We start from the raw sequence: 17,669 nt of genomic DNA on the forward strand, positions 1-17,669 counted from the left end.
GATCGCCGAATCCACCGAATACCGGCCCCCCACCCACTCCCAGAACCCGAACATGTTCACCGGATCGATCCCGAACTGCGCCACCCGCTCCGCATGCGTCGACACCGCCACGAAATGCGCCGCCACCGCCTCCTCACCGAGCGCCGCCACCACCCACCGCCGCGCCGCCGTCGCATTGCACAACGTCTCGAGCGTGGAGAACGTCTTCGACGCCACCACGAACAACGTCGATGCCGGATCCAGCCCCGCCAGCACCCCGGTCAGATCCGCCGGATCCACATTCGACACGAACCGCACCTGCGGACCGTCGTGATAGTGCCGCAACGCCCGCGTCACCATCACCGGCCCCAGATCCGACCCCCCGATCCCGATGTTGACCACCGTGGTGATCTTCTCCCCGGTCGCCCCCCGCCACCGGCCGTCACGCACCCGATCGGTGAACTCCCCCATCGCGTCGAGCACCTCGTGGACATCGGCGACGACCTCACGCCCGTCCACGACCAACCGCGCCGACCGCGGCAACCGCAACGCGGTGTGCAGCACCGCCCGGTCCTCGGTGACATTGACGTGCTCGCCGGTGAACATCGCCTCGCGGGCCGCCTCGAGCCCGACCGCCCGGGCCAGATCGAGCAGCAACTCCATGGTGCGGGCGGTGACCCGGTGTTTGCTGTAGTCGACCACCAGATCCCCGGCGGCAGCGGTCATCGCGTCGGCGCGGCCGGGATCGGCGGCAAACATCTCCCGCAGATGCATCCCCTCGACCTCCGCGCGATGATCGACCAACTTCTGCCACGGGGTGGATCGGGTCACGTCGCTCATGCGATCGACAGTAGTGTCCACCTCCCTGAACCGCCGGGTTTGCACCCTCCGCGGCGCGGGACGCGCATGATGGGGTTCATGGACACATCAGAACTGATCCGGTCCGTGCCCACCGACCTCTTTCTCGGTGGCGAGTGGGTGCCTGCCGGAAATCGAGCGACCTTTCCCGTCCACAACCCCGCCACGGGTGACGTTCTGGCCGAGGTGGCCGACGCCACTCCCGACGACGCCATGCGCGCCCTGGATGCTGCGGTGACCGCAGGCCGCGACTGGGCCGCGACGCCTCCGCGTGAGCGAGCAGAACTTCTTCGCGCGGTGTGGGCGAAGATCAGCGAACGCGCCGACGACGTCGCGCTGCTCATGACCCTCGAAATGGGTAAAGCATTGCCCGAGAGCCGGTCCGAAGTCGCGTACGGCACCGAGTTCCTGCGATGGTTCTCCGAGGAAGCAGTGCGGATCGCCGGCCGCTACACCCCCGCCCCGGCGGGCAACGGCCGCATTCTCGTCACGAAGCAACCGGTCGGCCCGTGCCTTGCGATCACGCCGTGGAACTTCCCTCTCGCGATGGGTACCCGCAAGATCGCCCCCGCTCTGGCCGCGGGGTGCACGATGCTCGTCAAGCCTGCGTCGGAGACGCCGCTGACCCTGCTGATGCTTGCCCAGTTCTTCGCCGAAGCCGGTCTGCCCGCAGGCGTGTTGTCGGTGCTGCCGACGTCCCACGCCGGGGATGTGACCGGCCCCCTGCTCGAGGATCCGCGGCTGCGCAAACTCACCTTCACCGGATCGACGGCGGTAGGACGGTCGCTCGCGCAGACCGCCGGCCGGTCGCTCCTGCGCACCTCCCTGGAACTCGGCGGAAACGCACCGTTCGTCGTGTTCGACGACGCCGACCTCGATGAAGCGGTCGAGGGTGCGGTTGCGGCCAAACTGCGGAACGGCGGTGAGGCGTGCACGGCCGCGAACAGGTTCCACGTCGCGAACTCCGTCCGGGAGGAATTCGTCACCAAGCTCACCGAACGCATGGCGTCGTACAAGCAAGGGCCGGGGACCGATCCCGACACGACCCTCGGGCCGCTGATCAACGAGAACCAGAAGAAGACGGTGATCGAACTGGTCGAAGACGCGGTTGCGGGAGGCGCGACGGTGCGACTCGGCGGCGAGACCCCGGAGGGCCCGGGCTGGTTCTATCCGGCCACGGTGCTCGACGACGTGCCGCGTACTGCTCGCATCCTGCGGGAAGAGGTCTTCGGGCCGGTCGCCGCCGTCACCGGTTTCGACACGGAGGACGAGGCCGTCGCCGCAGCCAACGACACCGAGTACGGGCTGGCGGCGTACATCTTCACGCACGATCTGGATCGGGCGCTCCGGGTGTCGGATGCACTGGAATCGGGCATCGTCGGCGTCAACCGGGGAGTGGTGTCGGATGTCGCCGCACCGTTCGGCGGGATCAAGGCGTCCGGCATCGGCCGCGAAGGCGGGACCGAAGGTATCGAGGAATACCTCGAGACGAAATACATCGCGCTCCGGTAACGGGAGGGAGCCCGGCCGCTACGCCCACGGACCGGCAGTGTTCAGGCCGGCGCAGTATTCAGGCCGGCACTGGCCGTGGGCTAGTGGCCGAGGCGACCGCGGCCGAGGCGCAGCAGCAGCATCGCGAGGGTGTGGCCTTCCTGGCCCAGTTCGCTGAAACGCTCGAGCACCTTCATCTCGCGGCTGTGCACGAGCCTCGTGCCGCCGGACGCCATCCGGGTCCGGCCGATGATGCGCGAGACCTCGGTGCGGCGCTTGACGGCCGCGAGGATCTCGGCGTCGAGGCGATCGATCTCCTTGCGGAGTTCGTCGATCTCGGCCTCGGTGGTGGGCACTGCGTCGGCGGTTTCGCCGGAAAGAGCAGCGTCGGTGTTGGCGTTCAATGTCATCTCCTCGCGTCAGCGCTGGCCGTCCGACCGGTGAAGGGCGCATGACATAACGTCCAGTTTGCCACCGTGTCAATCCGCGGCCAAGTCGGGGATTCGCTGTCGTACGCGTCCGGTAGTTTGGTAGAACGATGAACACTCCCGTTGCTCCCGCCCACACGACCCCCGATTCGGACGCTCTCCTCGAGGGACTCAATCCACAACAGCGGGAAGCGGTCACGCACGAAGGTGGGCCGCTGCTCATCGTGGCGGGTGCGGGCTCGGGCAAGACGGCAGTGCTCACGCGGCGGATCGCCTACCTGCTGGGCGAGCGAGGCGTCGCACCCGGTCAGGTGCTCGCCATCACGTTCACCAACAAAGCAGCCGCAGAGATGCGCGAGCGCGTGGCCGCTCTGGTCGGGCCACGTGCCCTGTCGATGTGGGTGTCGACCTTCCACTCGAGTTGCGTCCGGATCCTGCGGGCCCAGGCGAGTCTCCTGCCCGGCATGAACTCCAACTTCACGATCTACGACGCCGACGATTCGCGCCGGCTGCTGACGATGATCGCGAAAGACCTCGAACTAGACATCAAGAAGTACTCTCCGCGGCTGCTCTCCACCCAGATCTCGAATCTGAAGAACGAGCTGATCGGCCCGGAAGAGGCGGCGGCCGCCGTCGGTGCCGACGCCAGCGATCTGGAACGGATCGTCGCGCGGGTGTACGCGCTGTATCAGCAGCGCCTCCGTGCCGCGAACGCTTTCGACTTCGACGACCTGATCGGCGAGACCGTCGCGTTGCTGCAGGCTCACCCGGACATCGCCGAGTACTACCGCCGGCGCTTCCGGCACGTGCTGGTCGACGAGTACCAGGACACGAACCACGCCCAGTACGTGCTGGTCCGCACCCTGGTGGGCGACCCCGACGACGACTCCACCGTCGAGCCGAGCGAACTGTGCGTGGTCGGCGACGCCGACCAGTCGATCTACGCCTTCCGCGGCGCGACCATCCGCAACATCGAGGAGTTCGAACGCGACTATCCCCAGGCGCGCACGATCCTGCTCGAGCAGAACTACCGGTCCACCCAGAACATCCTGTCCGCGGCGAACGCGGTGATCTCCCGCAACACCGGTCGTCGCGAGAAGCGGTTGTGGACCGATTCCGGTGAGGGCGATCTCGTGGTCGGGTACGTGGCCGACAACGAGCACGACGAGGCGCGGTTCGTCGCGGCGGAGATCGACCGTCTCGTCGACGAGGGCATCAAGTTCTCCGATATCGCGGTGTTCTACCGCACCAACAACGCGTCCAGGGCCTTCGAGGACGTGTTCATCCGTCACGGCGTGCCGTACAAGGTCGTCGGCGGGGTCCGGTTCTACGAGCGCAAGGAAGTGCGCGACATCGTCGCGTACCTCAAGGTCCTCGAGAACCCCGAGGACACCGTGAGCCTGCGCCGGATCCTCAACACGCCTCGACGCGGCATCGGCGACCGGGCCGAGGCCTGCGTGGCGGTGCATGCCGAGCGTCTCGGCATCGGGTTCGGTCAGGCGCTGCGGGATGCGGCCGAGGGCAAAGTTGCCCTGCTGAACACTCGTGCGCAGAAGGCGATCGCCGGATTCGTGGGGATTCTCGACGAACTGCGGGCGATGCTGGTGGTCTCCGACGCCGACGGCAACGACACGGTCGACATCGGCGACGTGGTCGAGGCGATTCTCGAACGCACCGGGTACAGCTCCGAACTCGCCGCCAGCGACGATCCGCAGGACGGCGCCCGGCTCGACAACCTCAACGAACTCGTCAGTGTCGCACGGGAATTCAGCGCCGACGTGCGCAATGCCGCGGGTATCGAAGATGTGGGACGTGAAGACGGCGACCCGGATCCCGGTTCGCTGGCGGCGTTCCTGGAGAAGGTCTCACTCGTCGCCGACGCCGACCAGATCCCCGAAAACCAGGACGGTGTCGTCACGTTGATGACGCTGCACACCGCCAAGGGACTCGAGTTCCCCGTCGTGTTCGTGACGGGCTGGGAAGACGGGCAGTTCCCGCACATGCGTGCGCTCGGTGATCCTGCCGAGTTGTCCGAAGAGCGGCGTCTGGCTTACGTCGGCATCACGCGAGCGCGCCGTCGTCTGTACGTCAGCCGCGCAGTGCTGCGCTCGTCGTGGGGACAACCCGTCACGAATCCGGAATCTCGTTTCCTGCAGGAGATTCCGCAGCACCTCGTCGAATGGAAGCGGACAGATCCGGGGCCGGGGCGCGGACATGCCATCGGCTCGGGCACGGGATCGCGGTTCGGTGCGAGGGAGGAGCGTTCGTCCTCGCCGAGTTTCGGGGCGCCGCGCGGGCGAAACAATCACCTCGTGCTCGCCGTCGGCGACCGCGTCAGCCACGACAAGTACGGGCTGGGCACGGTTCTGGAGACGAAGGGCAGTGGGCCCACCGCGACGGTCGTCATCGACTTCGGAAGTGCCGGTAAGGTCCGGCTGATGCTGGTCGGCGGCGTGCCGATGATCAAGCTCTAGGCGCCCGCACCGCGGTTGCCCGCGCGGGCTGTCGCGAGGCGACCGGTATCGCGGCGGAAGGGCGCGCGATGTGGGAGTTCGTCAGACGCGGTTGCTGCCGGGGGCGATGCCCCGGGTGGCGAGCCACGGCACCGGGTCGATCTTGTCGACGCCGTTGAGGTGCACCTCGAAGTGGAGGTGCGGACCGGTGGAGAATCCGCGGTTACCCATGGTGGCGATCTGGTCGCCGGCCAGGACCTGCTGTCCCACGCTGACCATGGACTGATCGATGTGCCCGTACACGGTGACCGTGCCGTCGGCATGGAGCAACCGGATCCACATACCGAAACCCGACGCGGGACCGGAATCGATGACTTCACCGTCGGCGACCGCGAGGATCGGGGTGCCGATCGGGCCGGCGATGTCGATGCCGGCATGGAGAGTGCCCCAGCGAGCACCGAAGTTCGAGGTGAACGCGCCCGCAGCGGGAAGGACGAACAGGGGCCGTCGGGCCGCTGCCTCGCGTGCCGCTCGCTCCTCGCTGAAGCGTTCGCCCTTGGCGAGGAGGTTGGAGAACTGCGACAGGTCGTTGGGGTCGGCGATGTTGAGCACCTGGGGCGCCTGCGAGGGTGCCGCACCGGTGCTGTCGGAAGTGAACTGCGCTGCCTGCGGCACCGCGGTGGCCGTGATGACCGAGGAGTCGCTGGTGTCTGCGGCGAGTGCGACCTGGCTGTGGTCGGCGTTCTGGCCGGGGCCACCGTTGGTCGCTGCCTGACCCGCTGCGACGACTGCGCCGGCGGCGACGGCGAACACCGCGGCACGGCCCTTGAGCGCGGTCGGGGGAGTGGGCACCCGGTGCGCTCCGCTGCGGCGAACAGGAGAGACGGTGTCGGAAGATTCGGCGGAATCCGAGGTGGGAGCGTCGACGTAATAGGTCGGCTCGGAGGCGAGGCCCGTCGTGCGGAAATCTATGGTCGCTGTGGTCCAAGCGTTCCAGTCGTCCGGTGCCGTTTCGGGCCGGCGGGCGTGGCTTTCGGCAATCGGGCTGCCTGGGCGCATCGCCATCCTCCGTTTCGTGACCTCATCGTTACTTGACCTGAGCGACGGTAACGAAACGATCGCAAGCAGGGCAACCTATAACGCAAACCAAAGCCCTTATGTGAGCGGCATCACAGTTATGTGCTGGGAAAAGCGGGGAATGGGCCGAATGTCACGGGATGAAACATCCAATGACTTTTGCATTGCGAAAGAGCCTCGGAGCAATCGGGGGCCGACTACCGGGCGGCCTCGGGGGAGCCGGTCGCGGCCGCGTGAGCGGCGCCTGTCATCCTGGGGATGGTGCTCCTCTTGGTTGCGGCGTTCTCACATTCCGGGAGGAAACCCGTGAGCTAACCCTCGGCGTCCAGGATCCGTGACATGCGCCACATGCCCGGAGCGCGGACGTTTCGCAGGGCGTCCATGTAACTAGAGTCCGAACCGGCCCGCTCAATACCCCCGAGCGGGCGTGAACGCAGACGAGACGGTGAGCAGATGGATCTCTTCGAATACCAGGCGAAGGAACTTTTCGCCAAGCATGACGTGCCGACGTCGGCTGGACGTGTTACAGACACGGTCGCCGGAGCCCGCGAGATCGCCGAGGAAATCGGCAAGCCCGTGATGGTCAAGGCGCAGGTCAAGGTCGGCGGCCGTGGCAAGGCGGGCGGCGTGAAGTACTCCGCCGACGTCGATGCCGCCGTGGCCAACGCCGAGGCCATCCTGGGCCTCGACATCAAGGGCCACGTCGTGAAGAAGCTGCTGGTCGCAGAGGCGAGTGACATCGCCGAGGAGTACTACATCTCCTTCCTGCTCGACCGCACCAACCGCACCTACCTGGCGATGTGCTCCGTGGAGGGTGGCGTCGAGATCGAGGTCACCGCCGAGGAGAACCCGGACGCCCTCGCGAAGATCCCGGTGAACGCGGTCAAGGGCGTCGACCTGGCCTTCGCCCGCGAGATCGCCGAGGCCGGCAAGCTGCCCGCAGAGGTGCTCGATGCCGCCGCCAACACCATCCAGAAGCTGTGGGAGGTGTTCATCAAGGAGGACGCGCTCCTCGTCGAGGTGAACCCGCTCGTCCGCACCCCGGACGACCAGATTCTGGCTCTCGACGGCAAGGTGACGCTGGACGAGAACGCCGCGTTCCGTCAGCCCGGCCACGAGGCATTCGAGGATCGGGACGCCACCGATCCGCTCGAGCTCAAGGCCAAGGAGAACGACCTCAACTACGTCAAGCTCGACGGCGAGGTCGGCATCATCGGTAACGGCGCAGGACTCGTGATGTCCACTCTCGACGTCGTTGCCTACGCAGGTGAGAAGCACGGCGGAGTCAAGCCCGCCAACTTCCTCGATATCGGTGGCGGCGCTTCGGCTGCCGTCATGGCCGCCGGCCTGGACGTGATCCTCAACGACGAGCAGGTCAAGAGCGTGTTCGTCAACGTCTTCGGTGGCATCACCGCATGTGACGCCGTGGCAAACGGCATCGTCGGCGCGCTCGAGACGCTGGGCGACGAGGCCAACAAGCCGCTGGTCGTCCGCCTCGACGGCAACAACGTCGAGGAGGGTCGCCGCATCCTCTCCGAGGCCAACCACCCGCTGGTCACGGTCGTCGCCACCATGGACGAGGCTGCCGACAAGGCTGCCGAGCTCGCCTTCGCAGCGAAGTAAAGGGACACACAGAACAATGGCAATCTTCCTTACCAAGGATTCCAAGGTCATCGTCCAGGGCATCACCGGCGGCGAGGGCACCAAGCACACCGCTCTCATGCTCAAGGCCGGCACCCAGGTTGTCGGCGGCGTCAACGCCCGCAAGGCCGGCACCACGGTCTCGCACACCGACAAGGACGGCAACGCCGTCGAACTGCCGGTCTACGGCACCGTCGCCGAGGCCATGAAGGAGACCGGCGCGGACGTCTCCATCGCGTTCGTTCCGCCGGCCTTCGCGAAGGACGCCATCGTCGAGGCCATCGACGCCGAGATCCCGCTGCTGGTCGTCATCACCGAGGGCATCCCGGTGCAGGACTCCGCGTACGCGTGGGCCTATAACGTCGACAAGGGCGAGAAGACCCGGATCATCGGCCCCAACTGCCCCGGCATCATCACCCCCGGTGAGGCGCTGGTCGGCATCACCCCGGCGAATATCGCCGGCAAGGGTCCGGTCGGTCTGGTGTCGAAGTCGGGCACCCTGACCTACCAGATGATGTTCGAACTCCGTGAGTACGGTTTCTCGACCGCCATCGGCATCGGCGGCGACCCGGTCATCGGCACCACCCACATCGACGCGATCGCTGCGTTCGAGAAGGATCCCGAGACCAAGGTCATCGTGATGATCGGCGAGATCGGCGGCGACGCCGAGGAGCGCGCAGCCGATTACATCAAGGCCAATGTGACCAAGCCGGTCGTCGGCTACGTCGCGGGCTTCACCGCACCCGAGGGCAAGACCATGGGCCACGCCGGCGCCATCGTCTCCGGTTCCTCGGGCACCGCCCAGGCCAAGAAGGACGCCCTCGAGGCCGCCGGCGTCAAGGTCGGCAAGACGCCGTCCGAGACCGCCGCTCTCGCGCGCGAAATCCTGCAGTCGCTGTAATTTCGCACCGTTCGACCTCTGCCCGTGTGTGTTCCCGACGGAACACACACGGGCAGTGTGTTTTCGGGGGCAGGCGTGTTTCGGGGGCAGTGTGCTTTCGGTGCCTACTCGTCGATCCACTGGTGTCCCACCGGCGTGAGGTCACCCGACCCGGACGTGACCGACGCGACCGTCGCCGTGAGAACGACCGGGTCGGACGTCGCGACGGTCAGCACCGCACGCTCGCCGTACGCGACGCCGAGCACGCTGACCCCGCGCTGTCTCAGCTCGGCTTCCACGCGACCGGCGTCGGCATGATCGACCCCGAGTTCGAACAGCTCCCGGCGGACCCGCGTGACCACGCGCGCCGAGTCGAGCGCGGTCGTGACCGCTCCCGAGTACGCGCGCACGAGTCCGCCCGCACCCAGCTTGATGCCGCCGAACCACCGCGTCACCACCACAGCGACGTTCACGAGGTCACGGTGATGCAGGACCTGCAACATCGGGATACCTGCGGTTCCGCCCGGTTCGCCGTCGTCGCTCGACCGCTCGGCCCGCGTCGCATGCTCGTCGCCGACGACGAACGCCCAGCAGTGGTGGCGTGCATCGGGATACAGTCGCCGTTGTTCCTCGACGAAGGCCAGCGCCGACTCCGGTGATTCGACACGCCGGAGTGCGGCGAGAAATCGCGAACGTTTGACCTCGGTTTCCACGACGACATCCGGGCCCGGGGCAAAAGTGTGCGGCATGGCCCCATTCTCGCGGGTCGTGCCTAGGCTGGTACGCAGGAGACGGACGACAGCCGAACCGACAGCAGGAGGACCGATGAATTTCCCCGCAGGGCAATCCACCCCGAGCAAGGTGGTGCCGCTGCTGCTGCCACTTGTGGTCGCCGCGCTCGGTGTCGTGAACTTTCTACTCGGTCTCGCGCCGTATGTGAGCATCACGTTCGGTTCCCGCGTCGCACTGTCGTCGTTCGATTTCGGATTCGCCGTCGTGCCCCTCGCTTTCCTGTTGCTCGGTGGCGTCAGCGCAGCGCTCTCGTTGCTGCCCGGCCAGGACCTGCGGGCAGTGGCAGTGGTCGCGTCGGGAGTCGGCTTCGTGACCTCGCTCTTCCAGTTGTTCCATCTGCCGGAAGACACGGGAATCGCCTGGGGCGGAGTCACGATCCTCGTCTTCGGCTTCGTGCAGGCCGCGCTCGCCGTCGTCACTCTGCTGTTCGGACTGGGCATTCTGGTGCCCGGACGCTCGGCACGGCAGAGCGGTGGCGCACAAGGCTATCCGCAGGGTTCGCCGCAGCAGGGTTCGGCGCAGCAGGGTGTCGGACAGTTCGGTGCCCAGCAGTACCCGGGACAGCAGTTCGGTGCCCAGCAGTACGGCGGGCAGCAGTACACCGGCCAGCAGCAGTACGGCGGCCAGTACGGCGGCCAGCAGCAGTACGGCGGGCAGGCCGCCGGAGCTCAGCAGTATCCCGGTCAGCAGTTCGGTGCTCAGCAGTTCCCGGGTCAGCAGTTCGATGCCCAGCAGTACGGGGGCCAGCAGTACGGCGGTCAGTACGGGGGCCAGCAGTACGGTGGGGCGCAGCAGTACCCGGGCCAGCCCGCCTCCGGCCGGCAGTCCGAGCAGTCCGGTAGCCAGCACTCCGGTAGCCAGCAGTACCCCGGTGGGTCGTCTTCCTCCGCGTCGCCGTCGCCGGAGTCGCAGTACCCCGCCGGACAGCAGCCGGGCGACCAGCCTTTTGCGGGCGCACAGCAGCACGGTGGGCAGTTCGGCCAGCAGCACTCGGGCGAACACGGGGGCACCGACCAGGAACGCACACAGCGCTTCACTCCCGCTCAGTACGGCGGGCCCGACCAGGCCACCCAGTCGCATTCCGGGGTGAACACCGGCGGCGAGTACGACCGGTCCGAGTCGGAGCACACGGACGCGCAGCAGTCGCCGGGCCGCCCGGAGCAGGAGGATGCGTCGTCGGCGCCCGAGTCCGATGCCGAGCGCGCCGTCGTGAACCGCGCCGAAGACAACGAGGGTTCCGCTCCCGGCGAGCCCGCCCCCACCCAGGCGTTCCGCTCACCGGGTGACCAACGGTGATCGGCGCGCCTGACACCCTCCGCGACACGTCGGTGACACCCTCGACTCGATGACTTCCACGCTCGGCCGGTCGACCCGGCACACTCCACCCGAGGACGGCCACCTCGATCCGGAGCGGTTCCGAATCCTGGTCGGTACCGCGGCACGTCTTCCCGCGGTGACGCTCGCGGTGGTCGCCACGATCGTGGTGACCACCATGGTGCTCGCGAACAGCGACCTGGCGGGGATCTACGCCGCCATCGCGGGTACCTGGCTCGCGCTGCACCAGGTGACCCTCACGATCGACGGCACCTCGCTCGGTGTGCTTCCCCTGTTGCCCACAGCGGTCCTGGTGTGGTTGTCGGCGCGAGGGGCCGCCTCGGCGGCAGACGCCGTCATGGACTACACCGGGTACCAACTCGAAGGCCCCGACGCCGCACGCATCACCGCGGCAACACTGGCCGGCCCGCTGACCGTCACGGTCGTCGCGCTCGTCGTGATGCAGGACGCGGCGGGTGTTCTTCCTGTCGCGTCGCCGAACCCCGCTGCGGCTCTGGCGTGGGTGACGGGCCTGTACCTGCTCGCCGCGTTGCTCGGAATCGGCTCACGTCTGTGGCGGCCGCTCGTCCTCCGGTACGCGGTGCCGGAATGGCTCGTGCTGTCGGTCCGCCCCGCGGCGAGGGCGGTGCTCGGCATGTTCGCGGTCGGCGGCGTCCTCGTCGTCGCGGGACTGCTGTGGTCGTGGACCACACTGGGCGACCTGCTGGCACGCGGTGAAACCTGGACGGGCGTCCTCGGACTCACCGTCCTGTCGATCCTGTACCTGCCGAATCTGGTGATCGGTGCGTCCGCGGTGCTGGCCGGGAGCACCGCACAGTTCGGGCAGGTGCGGTTGAGCTTGTTCGAGGCGTCGGGGGGCGATCTGCCTGCTCTCCCGATCCTCGCGGCGATCCCGGCGGGACCGGCGCACGCACTGTGGCCGGTACTGCTTGCTGTGCCGGCCACAGTCGGTGCTCTGCTCGGCCGGTTTGCCGCGCAGCGCACGCTCCAGGCGCAGGCCGACGGGGCGCCGGTGGGAAGCCTCGACGCTGCTCGGACGGTTCTGGCCGCGGCAGGGTTCGCCGGGCTGGTCACCGCAGGCATCACCTGGGCGGCAGGTGGCCCACTGGGAATCTTCGGGGTCGTCGGGGCCAGATGGTGGCTCGCCGGCGTGCTCCTGTTCGCGTGGGCAGGACTGCTCGGGCTCATCGTCGCCCAGTTGCTCATGTGGCGCGAGGGTCGCCTGGCCGCCGCAGTCCTGCGCGAGGACTACCACGAGCAGACAGACGACGAGCAGTTGGACGATGACCCGATCGACGACGAGCTGAGGGAGGATGACGAGGCAGCGGAGCGCAGCGACGCGGCCGAGGATTCCGATCACGACGCGGACCCGGACTCCGACTCCCGCACCGACGAGACGTCGGAGGGCGTGTCTGCGGAGGACGAGTCCGGGGAGGACGAGTCCGGGGAGGACGAAAGCCGAGAAGCCGTGGCGGACGCCGAGTCGGAGGCGGAGTCGGACACGGAGGGCAAGGGCAAGGGCAAGAAGGGCGCCGACTAGGCTTTGACACGGCCGGTTCGTCGGCCGACCCCCTCGAGTTCCAGGAGTAGTGCCCTGACTGCCTCGCGTGACCAGTTGCCGCCCACCGCACCGGCGCGGCTCGTCGTACTCGCGTCCGGGACGGGAAGCCTGTTGGCATCACTGCTCGAGCAGGCGCGTGACGACGACTACCCCGCACGCATCGTCGCTGTCGGTGTCGACCGCGAGTGCCCGGCCGAAGAGCACTCGGCGGCAGCCGGTATCCCTGTGTTCCGGGTGTCCCTGCGCGAGCATCCGGACAGGGCTGCCTGGGATCGCGCACTCACCGAGGCCGTCGCCGAATTCGAGCCCGATCTCGTGGTCACCGCCGGATTCATGAAGATCCTGGGACCGGCGTTCCTCGACCGTTTCGGTGGACGCATCATCAATACCCACCCGGCATTGCTGCCGTCGTTCCCCGGTGCACACGCGGTGCCCGATGCGCTCGCGTACGGCGTGAAGGTCACCGGTTCGACCGTGCACCTCGTCGACGGCGGAGTCGACACCGGCCCGGTGCTCGCGCAGGAGGCGGTGCCCGTCCTCGAGGACGACGACGTGGCGAGCCTGCACGAACGAATCAAAGTTGTGGAGCGACGGCTGTTGGCAGAGGTGGTCGCCGCCGTCGCGACCCGTGGAGTTGTTTCCGATGGACGAAAGGCCGTGATCCCCGGTGACCGAACGTAAGACTGTGCGCCGCGCGCTGGTCAGCGTGTACGACAAGAGCGGACTCGTCGAACTGGCGACAGGACTCCACGACGCGGGGGTCGAGCTGGTCTCGACCGGCTCCACCGCGGCGACGATCGCCGGAGCGGGCCTGCCCGTGACGAAGGTGGAGGAACTCACCGGCTTCCCGGAGTGCCTCGAGGGTCGCGTGAAGACGCTGCACCCGCGTGTCCACGCCGGCATCCTCGCGGACACCCGCAAGCAGGACCACCTCGACCAGATCGCCGATCTGGGCATCGAGGCATTCGAACTGGTCGTGGTCAACCTCTACCCGTTCACGGAGACGGTTGCCTCCGGCGCCGGCCCCGACGAGTGCGTCGAGCAGATCGACATCGGCGGACCGTCCATGGTGCGCGCCGCTGCGAAGAACCACCCGTCGGTGGCCGTGGTCGTGGATCCCGCCGCGTACGGCGATGTCCTCGAATCCGTTGCGGCCGGCGGTTTCACCCTCGAGCAGCGCAAGCGCCTTGCCGCGCAAGCGTTCCAGCACACCGCGGCCTACGACGTCGCGGTGGCGACCTGGATGAACAGTGGCTACGCGGCTCCGGACGACGATGCGAAGTTCCCCGCCTGGACCGGCGCCACGTGGACTCGTGCGAATGTGCTGCGCTACGGCGAGAACCCGCACCAGGCGGCTGCCCTCTACGTGGACGGGTCGGGCGAGCCGGGACTCGCTCAGGCCGAGCAGTTCCACGGCAAGGAAATGTCCTACAACAACTATCAGGACGCCGACGCCGCATGGCGCGCCGCGCACGATCATCGCGAGCCGTGCGTCGCGATCATCAAGCACGCCAACCCCTGTGGGATCGCGATCGCCGATGACATCGCCACCGCTCACCGCAATGCCCACGAATGCGACCCGGTGTCGGCATTCGGTGGTGTGATCGCCGCGAACCGTGAGGTGAGCGTGAAGATGGCCGAGCAGGTCGCCGAGATCTTCACCGAGGTCGTCATCGCGCCGTCGTATGCGGACGGCGCGGTAGAGGTGCTCTCCCGCAAGAAGAACATCCGCATCCTGCGGGCCGACTCGCCGTCGTCCTCGCAGATCGAGATGCGCCAGATTTCCGGCGGGCTCCTGCTTCAGGAACGCGACGCGCTCGATGCCGAGGGCGATGCACCGGCCAACTGGCAGCTCGCGTGCGGCGAGGCCGCCGACGAAGCCACGCTGCGCGATCTCGAGTTCGCGTGGCGGACGGTGCGCGCCGTCAAGTCCAATGCGATTCTCCTGGTCTCGGGTGGCGCGACCGTCGGAGTCGGCATGGGGCAGGTCAACCGCGTCGATTCGTCGCGTCTTGCCGTGGCACGCGCGGGCGACCGGGTCGTCGGTTCCGTCGCCGCCTCGGACGCGTTCTTCCCGTTCGCGGACGGTCTCCAGGTGCTCACCGAGGCCGGAGTGAAGGCCGTCGTTCAGCCCGGCGGATCGGTGCGCGACAACGAGGTCATCGAGGCAGCGCGTGAAGCCGGGATCACCCTGTACCTGACGGGTGCCCGCCACTTCGCCCACTGACAGATACCGGACGGCGCCGTCCACGGCGCACGTGCCTGCAGGTCAGGCAGCGTGCGAGTGGGCGGCGTCGTCGTGTGCGGACTCGGTTCCGCGCGGCCCGCGCCCCTCGGAGATGACGAGGCGTGCGGCACCCCGGTCGAGCAGTTCACGGATCAGATCTGCTGCGGCGGCGCCGCTTTCGGTGCCGCCGACGCGGCTGAGATCGATCGTGATGGCGTGACCGGTCAGGTCGCCGGGGAGGTCCGACGGAACGGACCCGCCGGGTTCGATGCGAAGTTTCATGATGTTGTTTCTCCTGTCGGGGAATGAAGCTGTGGGGATAAGAAAGGGCACCCGGGGCGATGTGCCCGGGTGCCCGAGAAGTGAGTCGTCGTGTGACTTCTATTCTCGGGGTGGCCTTGCGGCGAAGTGGGAATGAAGGTGCGCAAAAGGTACGGAGCAGCCGATGACGTGCATGTGCTTGAATCGCATCGAACCGTACCTTTCTCGGGCGTACCAGCGGGTTAACGGGAAACCATACACCAATAACGGGAAAGCGACATTTGTTATTTCGCGGACCCGGTCACAGACTCTTCAGCCACGCCTCGAAACCGGACGTGAACTCCTCCGAGAAGGGCAGGTCGGCGATGTAGTCGGCGCCCGTGGACTGCTGGTCGCCGATGTCCTTGAGGACGTGGTTGGTGCGGGTCATGCGCAGCGATGTCAGGCGGGTGTGGACGAGCGCGTCGTCGAGAGCGTCCACGTCCTCGATACGCACCTGGATGTCCTTGGTCGATGCGCTCGAGAGCACCGGCAGGTCGCCGTCGACCTGGGCGGCGAGCATCCGAGGATCGAGCGCGTCCTCCTCCGCGAGAGCCTTGGCGTTCGCGGGAACGAGACCGGCGTTGCGGAGGGGTTCGGGCAGGTTGTCGCTGAGGGTTCCGTCGGCCCGCAGCGATTCGACCGCTCCGGTCAGCGCCAGCCGGAGTTCGTCGGCAATCTGCACGGGAAGCTTCTGGGCGACCACCACCGCGTCGAGCTGGGCGTCGATCTGGGCGGTCAGCAGGTCGAGGAGGCGTACCGCGAGGGGTTCGACCAAACCGATACCCCTGATCCGCGGGTTGTCCTGCGCCAGCGCCAGGGCGATCAGCGCACCTTCGCTGTGTCCGACGACGTAGAGACGGTTCGCGTCGACACCGCGCCGGCCTGCGAGGAAATCGAGACCTGCGGACGCGGCGTCGATGAACGTGGAGAACCCGAGATCGGCGACGTCCTCGACGTCGTACGGTCCGAGGCCGGTCACACCGCTGCCGAGCTTGTCGTAGCGCAGGCTGGCGAAGCCGTGCCGTTCGAGGACGTCGGCGAGGTGGCGCAGCGTGCCGATCGGCCCCGGAAGCAGGGCGCTGTCACCGTTGCGGTCGGTGGGACCGCTGCCGGCGAGCAGGAGCACTCCGGGCACCACACCCCTCCTCATCGACACGGGTACCCGGACGCTGCCGTGCAGGGTCACGTCGCCGCTGGAAAAGGTGATCTCGGTGTCCGACATACACCGTGTCTATCAGAAGAGCCCCCGACGTTCCGTATTCAGGCACCTCATGGGTGCGTACCTGCGGAGTGCCGCCGAACGGAGGTCTCGCCCCGGCGGCGTCAGGGTGCGTCGTCGTCGACGTCCGGCCCCCTGCTGTCACCGTCCTCGGCACCGGCCGCCGTGCCGTCGATACGGCCGGATTCGGTGTCGTTGTCCGCGGACTCCGGGGCGGGCAGTTCCTCCGCGTAGGGCGCGCGCGGTGGAGCGATCTCCGCGAGACGCTCGTTGACGGCATGCGCGAGAAGGTCGTGCTGCAGAACCGACAACGGCACCATTCCGTCGAGGTACGCCTCGATCTCGACCTTGCCCGCATCCCCGCCGAGCGCGAAGTAGCGCAACCACAACTCGTCGAGACTCAGCCCGGTCGCGGCGAGCGCCTCGAGGAACCGGCGATGGGCCTCGCCGGACGGAAACAGACGCATCACCTGCTCACCCCGCTTCGTCACCGGCCCCCTCGACGAGCGTCTCTGCCAGGGTTGCCAGGGTGGTTCCCGACAGGCTGGACTGCTCGATCAGCCACCGCATGGCCTGATCGGGGTCCAGTTGTTCGCGCAGCATCACGATGCCCTTGGCCGTGGCGATCAGATCCCGGGTGTGCAGCGCGCGCTTGAGGTTGTCGCTGAGCCGTTCGGCACTGCGGAAGGTGTGCACGTTGGCGACCAGAATGGCGGCCTGGGCCGCGAACCGCCGCAGCAGGCCGACCTCGGTCTCGTCGTAGGCCCCGGCGCGGTCGGAATACACCTTGATCGCCCCCCACGACCGGTCCGCGGTGACCAGCGGCGCGCTGAGCACCGACCGGATACCGGTCGAGTCCACCCGTGCCGACCACAGCGGCCACCGGGGATCGGTGCCGACGTCGTCGACGCGCACGATCACCCCGTCGTGCCATGCGGTGAGGCACGGTCCTGGCCGAGTTCGTATTGCAACGCGTCGGCGCGTTCGACCATCCGATCGGTCGCGGCGGAGGTGACCTCGTCCCCGTTGATACCGCGGACACTGACCCCGGATCCGATCGATCCGGGCAGGGTGTCCACGGCCAGGGAGGTGATCAATTGCAGTGCTGTGGCGACGGTCTGTTCGGACAACAGCACTCCGGACATCCGGGCGTCCACAGCCGTCAGCTCGTCCGGTGTCGAGTCCGGAAACGCATCCACGCGGCCCCCTTTCGTCTGTGGGACTACCCATCATCGCGGAGACGAACCGAGGTGTCCGGCCTGGCCCGGTGGCGATGCCTTTCCGCCAGCCTAGACCGCGGCCACCGCAGGCGAATCCCCCTACTGACGACGCACAGCGGGCAGGTTTCTCGACGATCCACCGGATCCGGCGGCCCAGGTCGTCCGGGAAGAAGAGGTTCCTCGGCTTGCAGGTGCCGAAACCGCC

General features: G+C 67.6%; 16 protein-coding genes and 1 pseudogene. 8 read left to right on the plus strand and 9 right to left on the minus strand.

Annotation, left to right across the window (positions count from 1 at the left end):
- Nucleotides 1-819 (minus strand): annotated as a pseudogene (locus HF877_RS12080) (glucose-6-phosphate isomerase); the annotation flags it as partial.
- Nucleotides 820-897: 78 nt separating this feature from the next.
- On the opposite strand from HF877_RS12080, the gene HF877_RS12085 reads away from it, so the two are divergent.
- Nucleotides 898-2,349 (plus strand): NAD-dependent succinate-semialdehyde dehydrogenase, encoded by a 1,452-nt coding sequence (locus tag HF877_RS12085; protein WP_169621430.1) that lies wholly within the window; start codon nucleotides 898-900, stop codon nucleotides 2,347-2,349.
- Nucleotides 2,350-2,429: 80 nt separating this feature from the next.
- Here the strand turns inward: HF877_RS12085 and HF877_RS12090 are convergent, their stop codons facing one another.
- On the minus strand, nucleotides 2,430-2,732 hold the full coding sequence (locus tag HF877_RS12090) for a chorismate mutase (RefSeq protein WP_169621431.1): 303 nt from the start codon (nucleotides 2,730-2,732) through the stop codon (nucleotides 2,430-2,432).
- A 134-nt stretch (nucleotides 2,733-2,866) separates the two neighbouring features.
- On the opposite strand from HF877_RS12090, the gene pcrA reads away from it, so the two are divergent.
- Nucleotides 2,867-5,230 carry a DNA helicase PcrA gene (gene pcrA, locus HF877_RS12095; RefSeq protein WP_169621432.1) on the plus strand — a complete coding sequence of 788 codons (2,364 nt, stop codon included), beginning with the start codon at nucleotides 2,867-2,869 and terminating at the stop codon, nucleotides 5,228-5,230.
- Between the two features lie 81 nt (nucleotides 5,231-5,311).
- Here the strand turns inward: pcrA and HF877_RS12100 are convergent, their stop codons facing one another.
- Nucleotides 5,312-6,274 carry a M23 family metallopeptidase gene (locus tag HF877_RS12100; RefSeq protein WP_169621433.1) on the minus strand — a complete coding sequence of 321 codons (963 nt, stop codon included), beginning with the start codon at nucleotides 6,272-6,274 and terminating at the stop codon, nucleotides 5,312-5,314.
- Nucleotides 6,275-6,739: 465 nt separating this feature from the next.
- Between HF877_RS12100 and sucC the strand changes: the two genes are divergently transcribed.
- Nucleotides 6,740-7,909, plus strand: coding sequence for an ADP-forming succinate--CoA ligase subunit beta (sucC, locus tag HF877_RS12105; RefSeq protein ID WP_169621434.1), 1,170 nt, complete (start codon nucleotides 6,740-6,742; stop codon nucleotides 7,907-7,909).
- A gap of 16 nt (nucleotides 7,910-7,925) precedes the next feature.
- A complete protein-coding gene (sucD, locus tag HF877_RS12110) occupies nucleotides 7,926-8,828 on the plus strand; it encodes a succinate--CoA ligase subunit alpha (protein WP_169621435.1) in 903 nt (300 codons plus the stop codon).
- 104 nt (nucleotides 8,829-8,932) lie between these two features.
- On the opposite strand, the gene HF877_RS12115 is transcribed toward sucD, so the two are convergent.
- Nucleotides 8,933-9,556 carry a YigZ family protein gene (locus tag HF877_RS12115; RefSeq protein ID WP_169621436.1) on the minus strand — a complete coding sequence of 208 codons (624 nt, stop codon included), beginning with the start codon at nucleotides 9,554-9,556 and terminating at the stop codon, nucleotides 8,933-8,935.
- A 76-nt stretch (nucleotides 9,557-9,632) separates the two neighbouring features.
- Here HF877_RS12115 and HF877_RS12120 point away from each other — a divergent pair, with 76 nt between their 5' ends.
- Genes HF877_RS12120 through purH form a run of 4 tightly spaced genes read left to right on the plus strand, consistent with a single transcriptional unit; the run spans nucleotide 9,633 to nucleotide 14,722 of the window.
- Nucleotides 9,633-10,895: a DUF5336 domain-containing protein gene (locus HF877_RS12120; protein ID WP_169621437.1), complete on the plus strand. Its 1,263-nt coding sequence runs from the start codon at nucleotides 9,633-9,635 to the stop codon at nucleotides 10,893-10,895.
- 49 nt (nucleotides 10,896-10,944) lie between these two features.
- Nucleotides 10,945-12,474 carry a DUF6350 family protein gene (locus HF877_RS12125; protein ID WP_169621438.1) on the plus strand — a complete coding sequence of 510 codons (1,530 nt, stop codon included), beginning with the start codon at nucleotides 10,945-10,947 and terminating at the stop codon, nucleotides 12,472-12,474.
- A 54-nt stretch (nucleotides 12,475-12,528) separates the two neighbouring features.
- Nucleotides 12,529-13,176 (plus strand): phosphoribosylglycinamide formyltransferase, encoded by a 648-nt coding sequence (gene purN / locus HF877_RS12130; protein ID WP_206037059.1) that lies wholly within the window; start codon nucleotides 12,529-12,531, stop codon nucleotides 13,174-13,176.
- On the plus strand, nucleotides 13,163-14,722 hold the full coding sequence (purH, locus tag HF877_RS12135; RefSeq protein WP_169621440.1) for a bifunctional phosphoribosylaminoimidazolecarboxamide formyltransferase/IMP cyclohydrolase: 1,560 nt from the start codon (nucleotides 13,163-13,165) through the stop codon (nucleotides 14,720-14,722). Before purN ends, purH begins: the two co-directional genes overlap by 14 nt.
- A 42-nt stretch (nucleotides 14,723-14,764) precedes the next feature.
- Here the strand turns inward: purH and HF877_RS12140 are convergent, their stop codons facing one another.
- From HF877_RS12140 to HF877_RS21630, 5 genes are all read right to left on the minus strand, one after another.
- Nucleotides 14,765-15,004 (minus strand): hypothetical protein, encoded by a 240-nt coding sequence (locus tag HF877_RS12140; RefSeq protein ID WP_169621441.1) that lies wholly within the window; start codon nucleotides 15,002-15,004, stop codon nucleotides 14,765-14,767.
- Nucleotides 15,005-15,284: 280 nt separating this feature from the next.
- Nucleotides 15,285-16,247: an alpha/beta fold hydrolase gene (locus HF877_RS12145; protein ID WP_169621442.1), complete on the minus strand. Its 963-nt coding sequence runs from the start codon at nucleotides 16,245-16,247 to the stop codon at nucleotides 15,285-15,287.
- 101 nt (nucleotides 16,248-16,348) lie between these two features.
- A complete protein-coding gene (locus tag HF877_RS12150; RefSeq protein WP_296549573.1) occupies nucleotides 16,349-16,735 on the minus strand; it encodes a hypothetical protein in 387 nt (128 codons plus the stop codon).
- Nucleotides 16,719-17,165, minus strand: a complete 447-nt coding sequence (locus HF877_RS21625) for a GAF and ANTAR domain-containing protein (RefSeq protein WP_346765131.1) — start codon at nucleotides 17,163-17,165, stop codon at nucleotides 16,719-16,721. Before HF877_RS21625 ends, HF877_RS12150 begins: the two co-directional genes overlap by 17 nt.
- The gene (locus tag HF877_RS21630; RefSeq protein WP_346765132.1) at nucleotides 17,162-17,443 is read right to left on the minus strand and encodes a hypothetical protein; all 282 of its coding nucleotides are present in this window, start codon (nucleotides 17,441-17,443) and stop codon (nucleotides 17,162-17,164) included. The genes HF877_RS21625 and HF877_RS21630 overlap by 4 nt, the downstream gene beginning before the upstream one ends.
- Nucleotides 17,444-17,669 lie beyond the last annotated feature (226 nt).

The sequence above is a fragment of the Rhodococcus sp. BL-253-APC-6A1W genome, assembly GCF_012843405.1.
Taxonomy (GTDB): Bacteria; Actinomycetota; Actinomycetes; order Mycobacteriales; family Mycobacteriaceae; genus Rhodococcus.

What these genes read in the sequence shown, in the direction of transcription:
- HF877_RS12085 (WP_169621430.1), top strand. Translation starts at nt 898, where the DNA reads ATGGACACATCAGAACTGATCCGGTCCGTGCCCACCGACCTCTTTCTC.
- pcrA (WP_169621432.1), top strand. Translation starts at nt 2,867, where the DNA reads ATGAACACTCCCGTTGCTCCCGCCCACACGACCCCCGATTCGGACGCT.
- HF877_RS12100 (WP_169621433.1), bottom strand. Translation starts at nt 6,274, where the DNA reads ATGGCGATGCGCCCAGGCAGCCCGATTGCCGAAAGCCACGCCCGCCGG.
- sucC (WP_169621434.1), top strand. Translation starts at nt 6,740, where the DNA reads ATGGATCTCTTCGAATACCAGGCGAAGGAACTTTTCGCCAAGCATGAC.
- sucD (WP_169621435.1), top strand. Translation starts at nt 7,926, where the DNA reads ATGGCAATCTTCCTTACCAAGGATTCCAAGGTCATCGTCCAGGGCATC.
- HF877_RS12115 (WP_169621436.1), bottom strand. Translation starts at nt 9,556, where the DNA reads ATGCCGCACACTTTTGCCCCGGGCCCGGATGTCGTCGTGGAAACCGAG.
- HF877_RS12120 (WP_169621437.1), top strand. Translation starts at nt 9,633, where the DNA reads ATGAATTTCCCCGCAGGGCAATCCACCCCGAGCAAGGTGGTGCCGCTG.
- HF877_RS12125 (WP_169621438.1), top strand. Translation starts at nt 10,945, where the DNA reads ATGACTTCCACGCTCGGCCGGTCGACCCGGCACACTCCACCCGAGGAC.
- HF877_RS12140 (WP_169621441.1), bottom strand. Translation starts at nt 15,004, where the DNA reads ATGAAACTTCGCATCGAACCCGGCGGGTCCGTTCCGTCGGACCTCCCC.
- HF877_RS12145 (WP_169621442.1), bottom strand. Translation starts at nt 16,247, where the DNA reads ATGTCGGACACCGAGATCACCTTTTCCAGCGGCGACGTGACCCTGCAC.